Source organism: Micromonospora marina (assembly GCF_900091565.1).
Lineage (GTDB): Bacteria > Actinomycetota > Actinomycetes > Mycobacteriales > Micromonosporaceae > Micromonospora > Micromonospora marina.
Genome location: NZ_FMCV01000006.1, coordinates 78,723 through 94,833, shown reverse-complemented (window position 1 = coordinate 94,833; position 16,111 = coordinate 78,723). Strand labels below are relative to the sequence as shown.

At 72.4% G+C, this 16,111-nt stretch carries 10 protein-coding genes and 4 pseudogenes; 6 read left to right on the top strand and 8 right to left on the bottom strand.

Features of this window, described 5'->3' with window-relative positions:
• Positions 1-62: 62 nt before the first annotated feature.
• The 4 genes and pseudogenes from GA0070215_RS10285 to GA0070215_RS10270 form a co-directional block, all read right to left on the bottom strand.
• Complete coding sequence (locus GA0070215_RS10285; protein WP_018786506.1) at positions 63-920, bottom strand: alpha/beta hydrolase family protein; 858 nt, start codon at positions 918-920, stop codon at positions 63-65.
• Positions 921-990: 70 nt separating this feature from the next.
• Positions 991-2,208, bottom strand: a complete 1,218-nt coding sequence (locus GA0070215_RS10280; protein WP_091044506.1) for a glycosyltransferase — start codon at positions 2,206-2,208, stop codon at positions 991-993.
• The gene (locus tag GA0070215_RS10275; protein WP_091044503.1) at positions 2,193-2,381 is read right to left on the bottom strand and encodes a hypothetical protein; all 189 of its coding nucleotides are present in this window, start codon (positions 2,379-2,381) and stop codon (positions 2,193-2,195) included. The genes GA0070215_RS10280 and GA0070215_RS10275 overlap by 16 nt, the downstream gene beginning before the upstream one ends.
• A 66-nt stretch (positions 2,382-2,447) precedes the next feature.
• Positions 2,448-3,434 (bottom strand): annotated as a pseudogene (locus GA0070215_RS10270) (globin domain-containing protein); the annotation flags it as partial.
• A 94-nt stretch (positions 3,435-3,528) separates the two neighbouring features.
• On the opposite strand from GA0070215_RS10270, the gene GA0070215_RS10265 reads away from it, so the two are divergent.
• Together GA0070215_RS10265 and GA0070215_RS10260 are read left to right on the top strand one after the other, a co-directional pair.
• Positions 3,529-3,966, top strand: coding sequence for an RrF2 family transcriptional regulator (locus GA0070215_RS10265; protein ID WP_018786510.1), 438 nt, complete (start codon positions 3,529-3,531; stop codon positions 3,964-3,966).
• Positions 3,966-4,598, top strand: coding sequence for a class I SAM-dependent methyltransferase (locus GA0070215_RS10260; RefSeq protein ID WP_018786511.1), 633 nt, complete (start codon positions 3,966-3,968; stop codon positions 4,596-4,598). Before GA0070215_RS10265 ends, GA0070215_RS10260 begins: the two co-directional genes overlap by 1 nt.
• 35 nt (positions 4,599-4,633) lie before the next feature.
• Here GA0070215_RS10260 and GA0070215_RS10255 read toward each other — a convergent pair whose 3' ends face one another.
• Positions 4,634-5,890, bottom strand: coding sequence for an SGNH/GDSL hydrolase family protein (locus tag GA0070215_RS10255; RefSeq protein WP_091044499.1), 1,257 nt, complete (start codon positions 5,888-5,890; stop codon positions 4,634-4,636).
• A 346-nt stretch (positions 5,891-6,236) separates the two neighbouring features.
• On the opposite strand from GA0070215_RS10255, the gene GA0070215_RS10250 reads away from it, so the two are divergent.
• The 4 genes and pseudogenes from GA0070215_RS10250 to GA0070215_RS29670 all read left to right on the top strand — a co-directional run.
• Entirely contained in the window at positions 6,237-8,294 is a 2,058-nt protein-coding gene (locus GA0070215_RS10250; RefSeq protein ID WP_091044819.1) for a DNA topoisomerase IV subunit B, read from the top strand.
• Positions 8,295-8,326: 32 nt separating this feature from the next.
• Positions 8,327-8,953: pseudogene (locus GA0070215_RS29680) on the top strand (DNA gyrase subunit A); the annotation flags it as partial.
• Between the two features lie 138 nt (positions 8,954-9,091).
• A pseudogene (locus GA0070215_RS29815) lies at positions 9,092-9,628 on the top strand (LAGLIDADG family homing endonuclease); the annotation flags it as partial.
• Positions 9,629-10,021: 393 nt separating this feature from the next.
• A pseudogene (locus tag GA0070215_RS29670) lies at positions 10,022-12,103 on the top strand (DNA gyrase subunit A); the annotation flags it as partial.
• 419 nt (positions 12,104-12,522) lie between these two features.
• Here GA0070215_RS29670 and GA0070215_RS10235 read toward each other — a convergent pair.
• From GA0070215_RS10235 to GA0070215_RS10225, 3 genes are all read right to left on the bottom strand, one after another.
• Complete coding sequence (locus tag GA0070215_RS10235; protein ID WP_018784858.1) at positions 12,523-13,860, bottom strand: uracil-xanthine permease family protein; 1,338 nt, start codon at positions 13,858-13,860, stop codon at positions 12,523-12,525.
• Between the two features lie 95 nt (positions 13,861-13,955).
• A complete protein-coding gene (locus GA0070215_RS10230; RefSeq protein ID WP_091044493.1) occupies positions 13,956-14,588 on the bottom strand; it encodes an alpha-ketoglutarate-dependent dioxygenase AlkB in 633 nt (210 codons plus the stop codon).
• Positions 14,589-14,628: 40 nt separating this feature from the next.
• Positions 14,629-15,954 carry a polysaccharide pyruvyl transferase family protein gene (locus GA0070215_RS10225; RefSeq protein ID WP_018784860.1) on the bottom strand — a complete coding sequence of 442 codons (1,326 nt, stop codon included), beginning with the start codon at positions 15,952-15,954 and terminating at the stop codon, positions 14,629-14,631.
• Between the last annotated feature and the right edge of the window lie 157 nt (positions 15,955-16,111).

The window sequence follows — 16,111 nt, the reverse complement described above, 5'->3', positions numbered from 1 at the left end:
GGCGGTGCGGCATACCCACGATCGGGCGACTCACGCCGGGGCGTGGCGGAGAAGGAGGAGGATCAGCGGCGGGGGAGCGTGCCGGCGAACGCGGCGATCCGGGCGGCCAGCGGCGCCGACGTGCGTACCCAGGTGAAGTGGTCGAGCGGCGCGCCCGCCTCGGCGACCGTGTAGCGGTGCCGCGTCACCGGCGCCGCGGTCATCTTCCCGCAGAGGTGGTCGAGCGTCTCGTGCGGCGTGTACTGGTCGTCGTCGACGCTCACCGCGAGCACCGGTGTGCTGATCCGCCGCACGGCGGCCTCCGCGTCCACCCCGTCCAGCACGGGGAAGCGGCCGGTGCGGGCCGTGTGCGCCCAGTCCCGGATCACGCCGGCGGCCTGCCGGCCGCCGAAACTCCAGCCCGGCCAGACGCCGAGCAGCCGGGCCGTCGCCGCTATCGCCTGGGTGTACGGCAGCACGCCCCACCCGCGCAGGCCCGGGTACCGCCGCCACCACGGCAGCCCCACCGCCACCAGGGCCAGCCCGTCCACCCGCCCGTCGTCGTGCAGCGCCTGGTGCAGCACCGCCACCTGGCCGCCGAGGGAGTGCCCGAGCAGCAGCCGGGTGCGGCCGTCCAGCCGGGGCTTGAGCGCGTCGAGCACGGCACCGATGTCGGCGGCCATCTCCTGGTAGCCGTAGCGGCAGGCACGCGACGGCGCAGGTGTGCTCTCGCCGGTGCCGCGCAGGTCGGCCACGATCACCGCCAGCCCGGCGTCGCGCAGCGCGGCGGCGAACGGCCGGTAGTAACGGGCGCGCACGCCCATGGCCGGCCAGATCAGCACCACCGGCGCGCCGGGCGGACCGGCCGGCTCCGGGTAGACCTGCACGCCGATGCGCGCGCCGTCGACGTCCACGAACTCCTGGGTGTAGTCCCCGCTCACCCGGATCAGGTTACGGCCCAACCTACCGGCGGGTAATAGGGGGGGATGGGCCCGCGCCGGGCCTGGGGCGTCACGCCACCGCCGGCGACCGCCGTGCCGTGCCGGCCAGCGCGCCGTAGACCGCGCTGAGCTGTTCGGCGCACCGCTTCCAGGAGTACCTGCTGCGGATGCGGTCGAGCGCGGCGGTCGCGTACGTGAACCGGCGCACGTTGTCGCCGAGCAGGCGGCGCAGGGCGGTGCCCAGCGCGCGGGGGTCACGCGGCGGCACCAGGTCGCCGGTGAGCCCGTCCACCACGCTGTCGGCGATCCCGCCCACGTTCGTGCCGATCACCGGCACGCCGCAGGCCATGCCCTCCAGCGGGGTGAGCCCGAACGGCTCGTACCAGGGGGCGGCGACGAGCACGTCCGCCGACCGGTACCAGGTGCCCATCTCCTCGCGCGGCACGCCGCCGAGTAGCCGTACCCGATCGGCCACGCCGCACGATTCGGCGAGGGCGGACAGCCGGCGGGCGAACGTGTCGGCGGGCAGCAGGTGGGCCGGCGGGCCGCCGACCACCACGCATTCGGCGTCGGGCACCGCGGGCAGCGCCCGGACCACGTCCAGGAAACCCTTGCGGTCGACCATCCGTCCGACGGTGAGGATGCGCGGGCGGGCCGGGTCGCGGGGCGCGGCCGGACCGTCCGGGCGGAACACTGCCTCGTTCACGCCGGGCGGCACCAGCGCCATCCGGGACCGGGGTACGCCCATCCGGACCAGTTCGGCGACCTCGTCCGAGCACTGGACGACGACCCGGTCCACGGCCCGGCCGAGCGCCCGCTCGTAGCCGAGGCGTCTCGGCGGACTGGTGTCCCGCACGCGCCGGTGGCGGCGCTCGACGGTGCCGAGCGCGTGGTACGTCAGCACCGTCGGCACGCCGGTCCGGCGGCTCGCGTGCACGGTGGCCAGTCCGCTCGTCCAGAAGTGCGCGTGCGCCACGTCCGGGGCCCAGCCGCCGTGCCGCCAGGTGTCGGCCAGCCAGCTGCCGAATTCCCCCAGGTACGGCAGCGGGTCGTCCTCGGGCAGCCGCCGGGCGGGGCCGGCCGGCACGTGGCACACCTGGTATCCGTCCGGCGTGTCGACCGCATGGGGCAGTGTGGGGGAGTCGCGCCGGGCGTAGACGCGTACGTCGTGGCCCGCGCCGGCCATCGCGGACGCGAGTTCCGCCACGTGCGTGCTCTGGCCGCCGGCCTTCTCCTCGCCGAAGACGGCGAGCGGGCTGGCGTGCTCCGAGATCATCGCGATCCGCATGTCTTCTCCCTCATGATCCGGTCCAGCCCCAATCCGCCGCGGCGCGGCACCGGCCGTCCGCCGGGCGTGCGGCGGCTGAACCGCTCCGCCTCGGCGGCGGCCACCACCCGGCCGCCGACCACCGGGGCGGCGGCCGGGTCGTGAACGATCGCGTTGGTGCCGAGGGCGCGCATGGGTGGACCCCTACCCTCGGGTTCCGCCCCTAACCGGCGCACCACCGACTTCTCCGCGGCCGGGGGTCAGCCCGGCAGCATCCCGGGACCGAACACCTCGTAGGCGATCCGCTCGGCCGGCACACCCCGGCGCAGTAGGCCGGCCCGGACCAGGTTCATGAACGCGACCGGACCGCACAGGTGCGCGGCCACTCCGGCGGGCAGCGGGATCCGGTCCGGGTCGATCAGGCCGGGGGACACCTCCGCCTTCAGGCCGGGCAGGTCGGCCCCGGCGGCGTCGAGATACCAGAGGTGAACGGCCAGATTCGGCAGCTGCTGCTGGAGCGCGGGGAGTTCCGCGCGCAGCGCGTGCGCCTCGGCGTCCCGGTCGGCGTGCGCCAGCGTCACCCGCCGTCCGGGGTCGCGGTCGGCCAGGTGGGCCAGCGCCGCCATCGCCGGCGTGAGTCCGATGCCGGCGCTGACCAGCAACAGCGGCCCGTCGCCGGCGGTGGCGTCGACCTCGCCGAACGCCGGGCTGAGCCGCAGCGTGTCGCCGACGGTCACCCGGTCGTGCAGGTGACCGGAGACCATGCCGTCGGGTGCGCCGCGCTCGCCGCGTACCCGCTTCACGGTGATCCGCCACTGGCCGGCGCCGGGGCGGCCGGAGAGGCTGTACTGGCGGATCTGCTGCCCTCGGCCACCGTCCAGGTCGACCGCGACCGAGACGTACCGGCCGGGGGTGAAGCCGGGCGCGGCGCCACCGTCGGCCGGCGCGAGGGTGAGCGAGACGACGTCGGCGCTCTCCCGGGCCCGGCCGGTCACCCGCCAGTCCCGCCACACCGGGCCGCCCTCGGGTACGCCGGCACCCGCGTAGAGCCGCGCCTCGCGGGCGATCAGCTCGCAGGCCAGCAGCCAGTAGACCTCGTCCCAGGCGGCGGCCACCTCCGGGGTGACCGCGTCGCCGAGCACCTCGCCGACCGCGGCGAGCAGGTGGCGACCGACGATCGGGTACTGGGTGGCGGTGATGCCGAGCGAGGCGTGCTTGTGGGCGATCCGGTCCAGGACCGGTCCCCACTCTTCTAGGGTCTAAGGTCCCGGTGCCGCAGTGGCATGGGTCACCGTGAATCCGCAGGTGTCCTGGACGGCGCCGAGTGGCTAGGGTCGGTGCGTGAGGCTCAACCGGTCGACCGACATGGCGCTGCGGATCGCCATGCTGACCGCCGCTTCCCCGGTCCGGGCCACAGTCGACGAACTCGCCACCCGGCTCGAACTGCCCCGCAGCCACGTCGCCAAGGTGGTGCAGCGGCTGCAACGCATCGGCGTCCTGGTGACCATCCGGGGCCGCTCCGGTGGCGTGGCCTTCGCCGAACACGCCGGCGACATCACCGTCGGCCTGGTGGTCCGCGCCTTCGAGGGCGACGGCGAGGTGGTCGACTGCGCGCAGCCGGTCTGCCCGCTGGTCGCCGAGTGCCGGCTGCGCGGCGAGCTGCGCCGCGCGCAGGCCGCCTTCCTCGCCGTGCTCGACGGGGTACGCCTCGGCGACCTGGTCGACGGATCCGCCGGCCCGCTCCTGCTCAGCCTCGGCGCGCCACCGGCCGGTCGCTGATGGCCGTCTCCCACCCCATCTTCTCCCGGCTCTTCGCCCGCGCCAGTGTCGCCATGGACCAGGCCGGCATGTCCGAGCACCGCGCCCGCCTCGTCGCCGGGCTGCGCGGCCGGGTGGTCGAGGTCGGCGCCGGCAACGGGCGCAACCTCGCGCACTACCCATCGGGGGTGACCCGGGTGGTCGCCGTCGAACCGGAACCACGCCTGCGCGCCCTGGCCCGCGCCGCCGCACCCGGCGCCCCGGTACCGGTGACCGTCGCCGCCGGTCTCGCCGAGGCGCTGCCGGTCGCCGACGGTGCCGCCGACGCGGTGGTGCTGTCGCTCGTGCTCTGCTCGGTGCCGGACCAGGCGGTCGCGCTGAGGGAGGCGCGCCGGGCGCTGCGGCCCGGCGGCGAACTGCGCTTCTACGAACACGTGGTGGCATCCACGCCCGGCCTGCGGCGGGCCCAGCGCCTGGCCGACGCCACGCTCTGGCCGCTGTTCTGCGCCGGATGCCACACCGCCCGGGACACGGTGGCCGCGATCGGGACCGCCGGTTTCGAGGTGACCACGCTCCACCGCTTCCGCTTCCCGCCGGCCGGGCTGCCGGGCCCGGCCTCGCCGCACGTCCTCGGCACCGCGATCCGGCACTGACGCCGGGCCGGTTCTGCCCGGCGTCAGTGCCGGGCTCAGCTCACACTCACCGTGCCGTCCGGGGCGCGGACGCAGGAGACGGTACGGGCGCCGGTCGCCGCCGCGCCGGCCAGGCACCGGCCGAGCACCTTGTGCCCGGCGGCGTTCGGGTGCCACGACTCCTGGCAGGTCTGGAAGTACGTGCCGCAGGCGTTGGCGATCCGCTGGATGTCGAGCTTGTCGTACCCGGAGAGGCTGGTGACGAACGTGCCGGTCGGGCCGTCCATCAGCCGGATCGGCGTGGCCAGGGCGTTACCCGGGCTGCCGGTCGACTCGCAGAGCCGGGCGCCGTCGAACGCGCGCTGCACGTTCAGGTAGACCAGGTCGTCCTGCGGGAACTCACCGGCGAGCGTGCCGCGGACCGAGCTGACGAGCGTGCCGAGCCCCTGCGAGAAGCGGTGTCCGGGCGCCAGACTGGCCCGGTGGATCGGGCAGCCGGCCGCGTACCGCTCGGCGCCCAGCGCGCGGAACTTGTCCCGGGTGTCGTCGCGGCTGTCCTCGGTCCAGTAGCGCTGGTCCAGCTCGTACGGCAGCGGGTTGGTGTAGTCCTGGAAGACCACCCGGTGCTGGCCGTCGGCGTCGATCTCGTCGAGCGTGGCCAGCAGCTGCCGCAACGCCGTGGTGGTCTCCGTGGTGGCGGCGGCGAACTGCGCGGCCGTGCCCAGGTCGGCGTCGGTGCACGGCTTCTGCTCCACCGGCCCGCCCAGGTATGCCCAGAACTCCCACCAGCCGGTCCACGCGTCGGCGATGAACCGGTTGGCGCACTTCTCCGCCACGCTGCCGAACGTGAACGAGCTGTTGTTCGAGCCGAGGCCGACGAGCACCAGGTCGATGTCGTGGGTCCGCGCCACCGACCGGAGCTGGTCGAGCTGGGCGGCCACCTGCCGCCCAGTGGCCCGGGTCGACGAGGCGTTCGCGATGTCGTACGGCTGACCGCCCGAGCAGGCCAGGTTGAACCGCGCGGAGATGCCGGGCAGGTCGGCCTGGAACAGCGAGGCGTTCGGCGAGCGGTGGCAGAAGTAGGCGTTGGCGTTGGCGGCGGACCAGCCGGGGAAGCCCTGGGCCACCCCGTTGACGTCCACCACCGACGTGTACGCCCCGGCGCCCTCACCACTGATGAAGCTGTCTCCCAGCGCCACCGCAGCGGTGGGCAGCGCGGCGGCGGCCGGCCGGGCGGGCGCCGCGGCGGCGGGTAACGCCACCGTGGCGAGCGCCAGCGCCGCCGCGAGCACGGAACGACGGAACACGGTCATGCCCGACCTCCCAGACATCGAAATGTGAAAGATTCTTCAGGGGGGCGATCAGATCACGCGCGTGTGACGGACGTCAATGGTCCGACATCAGCGGCCCCCGCCGGGGAAGACATCCGGCGCCCGGGGCGTTGTGCCGCCCGGACCCCCAACCCGTCCCACCGGCCGCCGTACACGGCCCCCGGCGCGGTCACGGCCGGCAGGCCGATCGCGCAACGCACCGCCCCGGTGCCGCCGACCTGTCGGGGCACCCGGCTAGGCTCGCTCCGGCGCGCCGCGCCCGGCGATCATCGTGGGGGGATCACACGGTGAACGGCACCACACCGCCGAGACCTGGGAGTACGACCAGTTGACCGCACAGCCTGAGACCCTCTACGGGGCCGACGACCTGACGCATCTGGAGGGCCTCGACGCCGTCCGCAAGCGCCCGGGCATGTACATCGGCTCGACCGACAGCCGTGGCGTGGGTCACCTCGTCAACGAGATCCTCGACAACTCGACCGACGAGGGTGTCGCCGGTCACGCCACGACCGTCGACGTGATCCTGCACGCCGACGGGTCGGTCCAGGTCGACGACGACGGCCGGGGCATCCCCACCGACGTGCACGCCAAGTCCGGCATCTCCGGCGTCGAGCTGGTGCTGACCCGCCTGCACGCCGGCGGCAAGTTCGGCGGCTCCGGCTACAAGACCTCCGGCGGCCTGCACGGCGTCGGCGCGTCAGCGGTCAACGCACTGTCCCGCCGCTTCGACGTCACCGTCCGGCGCGGCGGCAAGGTCAACGCCATGTCGTTCCGCCACGGCGTGCCGGGCGTCTTCGACGGCGACGGGCCGGACGCGCCGTTCACCCCCGGCCCCGGCCTCCAGATCGTCGGCGCGATGAAGCGCGGACAGCGCACCGGCACCTCGATCCGCTGGTGGCACGACCCGCGCTACTTCGAGACCGGCGCCGCGCTCGACACCGAGGCCGTCCGGCTCAAGCTGCGCAACACCGCGTTCCTCGTCCCCGGCGTGGCCTACCGGCTGCGCGACGAGACCGGCGAGGAAGCCGTCGAGGAGCGCTTCCACTTCCCCGACGGGCTCACCGACATGGTGGAGTTCCTCGCCCCGGCCGGCGACCGGCCGGTCTCCGGCACGCTGCTGGTCACCGGCGAGGGCACCTACCGGGAGAACGCTGCCGACGCCAACGGCGTGATGCAGTCCAACGTGCAGCGCCGCGCCGAGGTCGAGGTGGCGTTCCGCTGGGGCACCGGCTACGAACGCACCGTCGAGTGCTTCACCAACACCATCCGCAACGCGCACGGCGGCACCCACCGCAAGGGCTTCGAACGGGCGCTGGCCCGTACCCTCGCCGAGGCCGCCCGCAACGCCCGCGGCCTGCTCAAGCCCAAGGAGGACGCGCCCACGCTGGACGACGTCCTGGAGGGCATGACGGCGGTGGTGCACGTGCGCATCCCCGAGCCGCAGTTCACCTCGCAGACCAAGGACGAACTGTCCACCGCCGGCATCACCAAGGTGCTCCAAGGGCTCGTCGAGACGCACCTCAAGAGCTGGCTGGACGACCGCCGGACCAAGGCCGAGGCCCGTACGGTGCTGCAGAAGATCGTCGACGCGGCCCGGGTCCGGCTCACCCAGAAGCAGCAGAAGGACGCCGCCCGCCGCAAGACCGCGCTGGAGGGCGCGGCCATGCCGGCCAAGCTCGTCGACTGCCGGGCCGCGGGCATCGAGAGAAGTGAGCTGTTCATCGTGGAGGGGGACAGCGCCCTCGGGACGGGGCGCCTCGCGCGGTCCTCCGAATACCAGGCGCTGCTGCCGATCCGCGGCAAGATCCTCAACGTGCAGAAGGCCAACCTCCAGCAGGTGCTGGACAACGCCGAGTGCGCCGCGATCGTGCAGGTGCTCGGCGCCGGCTCGGGCCGCACGTTCGACCTGTCCGCCCTGCGCTACGGCCGGGTGCTCATCATGGCCGACGCGGACGTCGACGGCGCCCACATCCGTACCCTGCTGATCACGCTGTTCGCCCGCTACATGCGGCCGCTGATCGAGGCCGGGCGGCTCTACGCGGCGATGCCGCCCCTGCACAAGATCACCACGAAGGGGCGCAGCCCGCAGACCGTCTACACCTACACCCAGGCCGAGATGGAGGCGACTGTCCGCAAGCTGGAGAAGGCCGGCAAGCAGATCGTCACGCCGATCCCGCGCTTCAAGGGCCTCGGTGAGATGGACGCCGACGAGCTGTGGGAGACCACCATGAACCCGGCCACCCGGGCGGTCCGCCGGATCACGCTCGACGACGTCGAGGCCGCCGAACGGATCCTCGAACTGCTCATGGGGGAGAAGGTCGAGCCCCGCCGCAACTGGCTGATCGACTCCGCCGACCGGGTCGACCGCGACGCCATCGACGCCTGACCAACGGGTTCGTCTGGAAGGAAACGCACACCATGGCACGCCGCAAGGACGACCGCACGAAGGCGGACCTGGCCGCCTTCGACCAGGCCGGCGCCCGCGTCTTCGACAACCCGCTGGTCACCGAGGTCTCGGACTCCTACCTGGAGTACGCGTTCTCGGTCATCCACTCCCGCGCCCTGCCCGACGCGCGCGACGGGCTCAAGCCGGTGCACCGGCGCATCCTGTGGTCGATGTACGAACAGGGCCACCGCCCGGATCGCAGTCACGTCAAGAGCGCCCGCATCGTCGGCGACGCAATGGGCAAGTACCATCCCCACGGCGACACCGCCATCTACGACGCGATGGTGCGGCTGGCCCAGGACTTCTCGCTCAACGTCCCGCTCATCGACGGGCACGGCAACTTCGGCAGCCCGGATGACGGCCCGGCCGCGGCGCGCTACTGCGTCGTGGGTGACACCCGGATCCGCTTGGCCGACGGCAGCAGCCCACGGATCGGGGATGTGGTCGACCTGCCGCCGAACAGCGAGGCGGAGGCCGATTTCGAAGTCCTTGACAAGGACGGCAAAGCGGTCCGGGTCAACAAGGTCTTCAACTCGGGCGTCCACCCGACGCTCCGCATCACGACTGAGACCGGATTCTCCCTGCGTGGTAGTGAGAATCATCTGGTTCTCTGCCTCGAAGCTCCGGTGGGCGTCCCTGTCTTCCAGTGGCGTCGGCTCGACGAGGTGACGCCGGGCTCGGTGGTCTGTATCGCTCGGAACGCATGGAACCAGGTCGTCCCCACCGCCCGTGAGTACATGCTCGGCGTGCTCGGTGGTGCCTGGGTCTCTGAAGGCTTCGCGAGCGAGTCGCGGGCAGGATTCAGCAATACCGACGAGCACTTCTTCGGCGAGGTCCTGCATGCCTACGACCATGTCGTGGCTGGACGACGCTACGTCAGCGACCGGCACACGCGCCGAGACCGTCGCCGCATATACGAACTCGACGTCCAGGACGTCGCCGGCGGGATGGAGGCCTTCCGAGCGAGTCCACTCGCCGAGCTCATCGGTCACCAGGCGAGGGACAAGTTCGTGCCCGAGTTCGTCTGGGCAGGGGGTTGGGGCATCAAGCGGGCCTTCCTGATGGCCCTCTTCGAAGGTGACGGCGGAGTCCGCGTCGCCAACAACAGCTTCACCATCCAGTACACGAGCTATAGCGAGCGTCTGACTCGGGAGGTTCAAGAACTGCTCGCGGAGTTCGGTGTGATCGCCTGTCGACGCCACTACACCCGGCCCAGTGGCTCGGTGGAGCACCGCTTGGTGATATCCGGGACGCGAAACATCGGGGCGTTCGCAACTCGTGTCGGCTTTCTCCGTACCAAGCAGGCGGTGCTGGCCAAGATGCTGCGGCACGCGCCGCTGCGCCCGCATCGGCTCAGTCAGGACCATGTCCCCTTTGTGGCCGAGTACGTACGCAGCAGCATCGACTTCGATCGTCGGGGCAGCGGACGTAAGTGGCTCACCAGCCACAACTTCGATCGTGTCGAGCGGTGGGAGACCGAACGACTCCGCATCATCGATCGCATCAAGGACACCGAGATCCTTGCCACGATCCTGCCCGTCATGGATGCGGGCTATCGGTACGAGAAGGTCGCCGCGGTCTCTTCCGACGAGCCGGCGGAGGTCTATTCCGTTCGAGTCGAATCCGCCGACCATTCCTTCCTGGCCGGTGGTTTCGTCAACCACAACACCGAGGCCCGGATGTCCCGGGAGGCGATGCTGCTCGTCGGCGAGCTGGGTGAGGACACTGTCGACGTCGAGCCGAACTACGACGGCTCGCTGACCCAGCCCACGGTGCTGCCGGCGGCGTTCCCGAACCTGCTCGTCAACGGCGCGTCAGGCATCGCGGTCGGCATGGCCACAAACATGATCCCGCACAACCTCGGTGAGGTGGTCCAGGCCGCCCGCTGGCTGATCAACCACCCGGACGCCACGCTGGACAAGATCATGGAGTTCGTGCCCGGCCCCGACCTGCCCACCGGCGGGTTGCTGCTCGGCCTGGACGAGGTGCGCCGCGCGTACGAGACCGGGCGCGGCGTGGTGCGCATGCGCGGCCGGGTGGAGATCGGCCCGCTGGAGGGCAGCCGCGGCCGGCAGGCCATCACGGTCACCGAGTTGCCGTACGGCGTCGGCGCCGAGAAGGTCATCGCGGCCATCACCAACGAGGTGAACAAGACCAAGCGGCTCACCGGAATCGCCGACGTCAAGGACCTCACCGACCGGGAGAACGGCACCCGGCTGGTGGTGGAGTGCAAGGTCGGCGTGAACCCGCAGGCCCTGCTGGCCGACCTCTACCGGCTCACCCCGCTGGAGCAGTCCTTCGGCGTGAACAACCTGGTGCTCGTCGACGGCCAGCCCCGCACGCTGGGGCTCAAGGAACTGCTCGACGTGTTCCTGGCGCACCGCTACGAGGTGGTGACCCGGCGCAGCGCGTACCGCAAGCGCAAGCGGGAGGAGCGCCTGCACCTGGTCGACGGTCTGCTGATCGCCCTGCTCGACATCGACCGGGTGGTGAAGCTGATCCGCGCCAGCGAGGACGCGCAGGCCGCCAAGGACGGCCTGATGCAGAAGTTCAAGCTCTCGGAGATCCAGGCGAGCTACATTCTGGACACTCCGCTGCGCCGGCTGACCAGGTACGACCGGCTGGAACTGGAGGCCGAGCAGGAGAAGCTGCGCGGCGAGATCGCCGAGCTGTCGAAGATCCTGGACGACGACAGGGTGCTGCGGAAGGTGGTCTCCGACGAGTTGGCCGCGGTGGTCAAGCAGTTCGGCGCGCCGCGGCGCACCACGCTCGTCGACGGTGACCTCAAGGAGGTGCTGGCCGCCTCGGTGCCCGCCGGTCCGCTGGAGGTCGCCGACGACCCGTGCCAGGTCATCCTCTCCGCCACCGGGTTGGTGGCACGCACCGCGGCCGAGTCGGAGGAGGCCGCCGAGGCGCGGCGGCGCAGCGGCCGGGTCAAGCACGACGCGGTACGCGCGATCGTGCACTCCACCGCCCGCGGCCGGGTGCTGCTGGTGACCAGTGCCGGCCGCGCGTTCAAGATCGACGTGCTGCCGTTGCCGGTGCTGCCGGAGCAGTCCGGCACGGTGTCGCTGCGTGGCGGCATGTCGGCGGCGGAACTGGCGCCGCTGGAGCCGGGCGAGACGGTGGTCGGGCTCGCCCCACTGGGTCCGTCCGCGCAGGGGTCGCCCGGCCTGGCGCTCGGCACCCGGGCGGGCGTGGTGAAGGTGTGCGCCCCGGACTGGCCGGTCCGCTCCGACGAGTTCGAGGTGATCTCGCTGCGCGACGGCGACGAGGTGGTCGGCGCGACGTGGCTGACCGACGGCGCCGAGACGTTGGCGTTCGTCTCCTCGGAGGCGTCGCTGCTGCGCTTCGCCGCCTCCGTGGTACGCCCGCAGGGGCTCAAGGGCGGCGGCATGGCCGGCATCAACCTGCCAGGCGACGCCCGGGTGGTCTTCTTCGGCGCGATCCGCACCGACGACGCGAAGCACGGTGAGCCGATGGTGGTCACGTCGACCGGCGCCACGGTGAAGGTGACGCCGTTCAAGGCGTATCCGGCGAAGGGGAGGGCGACCGGCGGCGTACGCGCGCAGCGGTTCCTCAAGGGTGAGGTGGAGCTGTCGGTGGCGTGGATCGGCCCGCGGCCGGTGGGCGCGACGGCCACCGGCGACCCGGTGGAGCTGCCCCCGGCCGACCCGCGCCGTGACGGCTCCGGTTTCGCCGTGATGCTGGGCCCCACCGTGGTGGGCCACCACATCGACCGCGACTGACGAGGTGGGGGGCGGGGCGCCTGACTCCCGCCCCAACGCGCAGTCGCGCCAGCTCGTCTTTCGCCCTCGCCCGCGCACCCGGCCCGGCGGCCCAGCCTCCGGCCCCGACCTGCCGGCCTGCCCTCCTGACCCGACCCCACCCGTCTCGGCCCTGCCCGACCCGGTTGATCAAGGAGTTTGCGGCCTTTCCCGGCTCCCGCCAACCACAAACTCCTTGATCACCGCAGCGGGTGGCCCGGGCGGCTGGCGAGTTCCGGGCGGCTGGGTACTCGCCCCCACTCCGCGCGGTTGATCATGAGGTTGGCGGGCGTGAGTCGGGCGAGTTGCGCCGCTGACCTCATGATCGGCAGGGGCAGGGGCAGGGGCAGGGGCAGGGGCAGGGGCAGGGGCAGGGGCAGGGGCAGGGGGCGGGGGCGGGGTCAGAGTTCGGGGGCGGGGGACTGGCGGGACTCGGGGGTGGTGCCACGCAGGCGGGCGATCAAGCGCATCCCGTGGTAGATGACCAGGGCGGCGGCGGTACCCAGCGCGATGCCGTTGAACGACAGGTCACCGGCGGCAAGCGTGTAGTTGGCGGCGCCGATGATCACCGCCACCGCGGCGGTGAACAGGTTGATCGGGTCGTGGAAGTCGACCCGGCTCTCGATCCAGATGCGGGCGCCCAGGATGGCGATCAGGCCGTACAGGGCGGTGGTGGCGCCCCCGAGCACACCGGCCGGCACGGTCAGGATCAGCGCGCCGAACTTCGGGCAGAGCCCGAGCAGGATCGCGGTGCCGCCGGCCACCCAGTACGCGGCGGTGGAGTAGACGCGGGTCGCCGCCATCACGCCGATGTTCTCCGCGTACGTGGTGGTGCCGGAACCGCCGCCGGACCCGGCCAGCACCGTGGCGACGCCGTCGCCGAGCAGCGCCCGGCCCATGTCGCGGTCCAGGTTGCGGCCGGTCATCGCGGCGACCGCCTTGACGTGCCCGGCGTTCTCCGCGATCAGCACCAGGATCACCGGGATGACCAGTACGACGGCGCGCGCGTCGAAGCTCGGCGTGTGGAACTCGGGGAATCCGATCCAGTCCGCCTGGCGCAGCCCGCTGACGGCCTGCTGGTCGAGGTTGCCGGTGAACGCGGCGACCACCCAGCCGACCACCACGCCGACGAGGATCGACAGCCGCGCCGCGAAGCCGCGGAACAGCACAGTGGTGAGCAGGATCGCGGCGAGGGTGATCACGGCGATCAGCGGCTGGGCCTTCACGCCGGTGCCGGAGCCGTCGCCGTCCCAGGCGACCGGCGCGAGGTTGAGGCCGATCAGCATGACGATCGCGCCGGTGACCACTGGCGGCATCAGCGCGTCGATCCAGCGGGAACCGGCCACCTGCACCACCACGCCGACGATCGCCAGCGCGACGCCCGCGACGACGATGCCGCCGAGGGCCGCGCCGATGCCGCCGTCGGTCTTCGCCGCCAGCACCGGCGCGATGAACGCGAACGACGAGCCGAGGTACGAGGGCAGCCGGTTGCCGGTGATCAGCAGGAACAGCAGCGTGCCGAGCCCGGAGAACAGCAGTGTGGTGGCGGGCGGGAACCCGGTGATCAGCGGGACGGTGAAGGTGGCGCCGAACATGGCGACCACGTGCTGCACGCCCACGCCGATGGTGCGCGGCCAGGAGAGCCGTTCGTCGGGCGCGACCACGTCGCCGGGGCGTACCTGGCGGCCGTCGCCGTGCAGGGTCCACGGGGACCAGCGGGGGGTGGGGGACTGGGTCATCGGTCGCCCTTCGCGTCATCGGGTGACGGGGGCGTGATCGACCCTGGGAGTTGTTTCTAGCACGTACCCTGCCCGGATGTGGGCCCGCCCCGGGCTCAGGCGACGCCGGTGGGACGGAACTGGACACTGACCCGGGGGCCGACCGGCCGGGTGGTCTTCGGCACGGCGTGCTCCCAGGTGCGCTGGCAGGAGCCGCCCATCACCACGAGGTCGCCGTGGCCGAGCGGGAACCGCAGGCCGCCGCCTCCGTCACGAGGTCGCAGCAGCAGCGCGCGCGGGGAACCGAACGAGACGATCGCCACCATGGTGTCGGTGTGCGCGGAGCGGCCGTGGGTGTCGCCGTGCCAGGCCACGCTGTCGCGGCCGTCGCGGTAGAGGCACATGCCGGCGGTCACGAACGGTTCGCCCAGCTCGGGCGCGTAGTGGCGGGTGAGCGCTTCCCGGGCCGCGGTGAGCACCGGGTGCGGCAGCGGGCGGCCGGCGGCGTACCAGCAGAGCAGCCGGGGCACGTCGACCTCGGTGTCGTACATGGTCCGGCGTTCGGCCCGCCACGGCACGTCGTGGCGCAGCGTGTCGAGCACCTCGTCGGAGCCGCGTACCCAGCCGGGCAGGTGGTCGATCCAGGCGCCCCGGCTCAGCTCGTGCCGGCGCAGCGCCCCGGCGAGCGGGCCCAGGGCCGGGCCCTGCTCGGCCAGGTCGAGCATCGAGGGCTGGTACGCGTCGGGCACGCAGCCGATCGTACCGTGCCCTCGAACAGGCGTACGACGATCAGCGTCGCAGCATCCGGCGGACCGTGCCCGGGACGGCCTGCTTGATCCGCTCCCGGAGCTGCTGCGAGCGGACCGCGTCGACGGTGGCGGTGAGCTTGGCGTTCTCGTCGCGCAGCCGCTCGATGCGGGTCAGCAGCTCGGCCGGCGGGGTGGCGGCGGCGGGCCGGACGGCCGGCGGGAACACCGTCTCGGCCACCCGGCGGTCGAAACGCGCGGCGCTGTCGCCGTCGCCGAACGAGGTGCCGAGGTCGTGCTTGGCCAGGAACGCGGTGATGGTCTCGAAGCGGGCCTTGTGGCCGTCGTTGAGCGCGGTGTAGTCGGCCTCCGCGTAGAGGTCGGCGGCGTCGACGTCGGCCGGCACGTCCCGCATGATCCGGTGCGGGATGCCGAAGTAGCGGGCCAGTTCCAACGTGCGCGAGTCGTGGGCGAACAGATAGCCGGGCGTGCCGGCGACGAGCGCCGTGATGGTGCCGTGGATGCGGGTGCCGAACGCGAAGTCGTACCCGGACAGGTGCGACATCCAGGTCCACGGGTCGACGAACATGCGCACCTTGTCCTCGGCGAACAGCGGGTGCGAGGTGTGCAGCGGGATGTCGCTGCTCTGGCCCCGGTGCTCGGGCGCGTCGCCGTAGAGCAGGGTGCCGAGCGTCCGCAGGTCCTGCGGGATGTAGCAGAGGTTCGGGTAGCGCTCCTGGTGGTGGCGGACCACCGAGGCCATCGAGCGGACGTACGGGGAGATGGTGAGCGCGACCTTCGAGTCGGCGGTCAGCTCCGGCCGGGTCTTCTCCAGGCGGAACTCCTCGCCGTGCAGGAACATCGACGGACAGCCGATCTGCTCCACCGCGGAGAAGCCCAGCGCGTTGAGGTAGCTCTCGGTCACCTCGCCGCGTACGCCGATGCTGTGCGACCGGTCCAGCACGGCCTTGCAGAACGCGCGGACCGGCTCGTCGATCGGCCGCAGGTACTCGCGGTCGCCGTCGACGTTCGTCTGCACGCCGACGCCGAGCACCACCACCGGGATCTTCAGCCGCTCGATCAGCTTGGTCAGCGGCGTCAGGCGGTGCACGAAGCTGCGCCGGAACGCGTTGGCGAGCGGTACGACGAACACGTCGTGCCGCTCGTTGATCTCGTCGGCGAGGCGCGGCCCGGCCGGGCTGCGGGTCGCGGTGATCTCGGCCGTGGAGGTGGCGAGCAGCTTGTGCGCGGCGTGGCTGAAGACCAGGTTGCCGCTGTTGTCCCCGATCCAGTTGCCGGCGAACGTCTCCTCCGGTGTGAGGACGTCGAACGGGCCCTTGCGGGCGCGGAGCAGGATCCGCTGGTGCATCCGGTTCGCTCACCTTCCGTACGGCCCGGTGTGCGGGCGGGAGCCGGGTGGGCTCCGGCGCGTGCAGGAACAGGAATCCTATCCGCCGCCCCGGCGGAGCCGAGCGGACGTCGGCTCGCCGGGAACGTCCCTGTTCTCCCGGGGTAGGGTGCCCGGA

What these genes read in the sequence shown, in the direction of transcription:
- GA0070215_RS10225 (WP_018784860.1), bottom strand. Translation starts at nt 15,954, where the DNA reads ATGCACCAGCGGATCCTGCTCCGCGCCCGCAAGGGCCCGTTCGACGTC.
- GA0070215_RS10280 (WP_091044506.1), bottom strand. Translation starts at nt 2,208, where the DNA reads ATGCGGATCGCGATGATCTCGGAGCACGCCAGCCCGCTCGCCGTCTTC.
- GA0070215_RS10260 (WP_018786511.1), top strand. Translation starts at nt 3,966, where the DNA reads ATGGCCGTCTCCCACCCCATCTTCTCCCGGCTCTTCGCCCGCGCCAGT.
- GA0070215_RS10255 (WP_091044499.1), bottom strand. Translation starts at nt 5,890, where the DNA reads ATGACCGTGTTCCGTCGTTCCGTGCTCGCGGCGGCGCTGGCGCTCGCC.
- GA0070215_RS10275 (WP_091044503.1), bottom strand. Translation starts at nt 2,381, where the DNA reads ATGCGCGCCCTCGGCACCAACGCGATCGTTCACGACCCGGCCGCCGCC.
- GA0070215_RS10235 (WP_018784858.1), bottom strand. Translation starts at nt 13,860, where the DNA reads ATGACCCAGTCCCCCACCCCCCGCTGGTCCCCGTGGACCCTGCACGGC.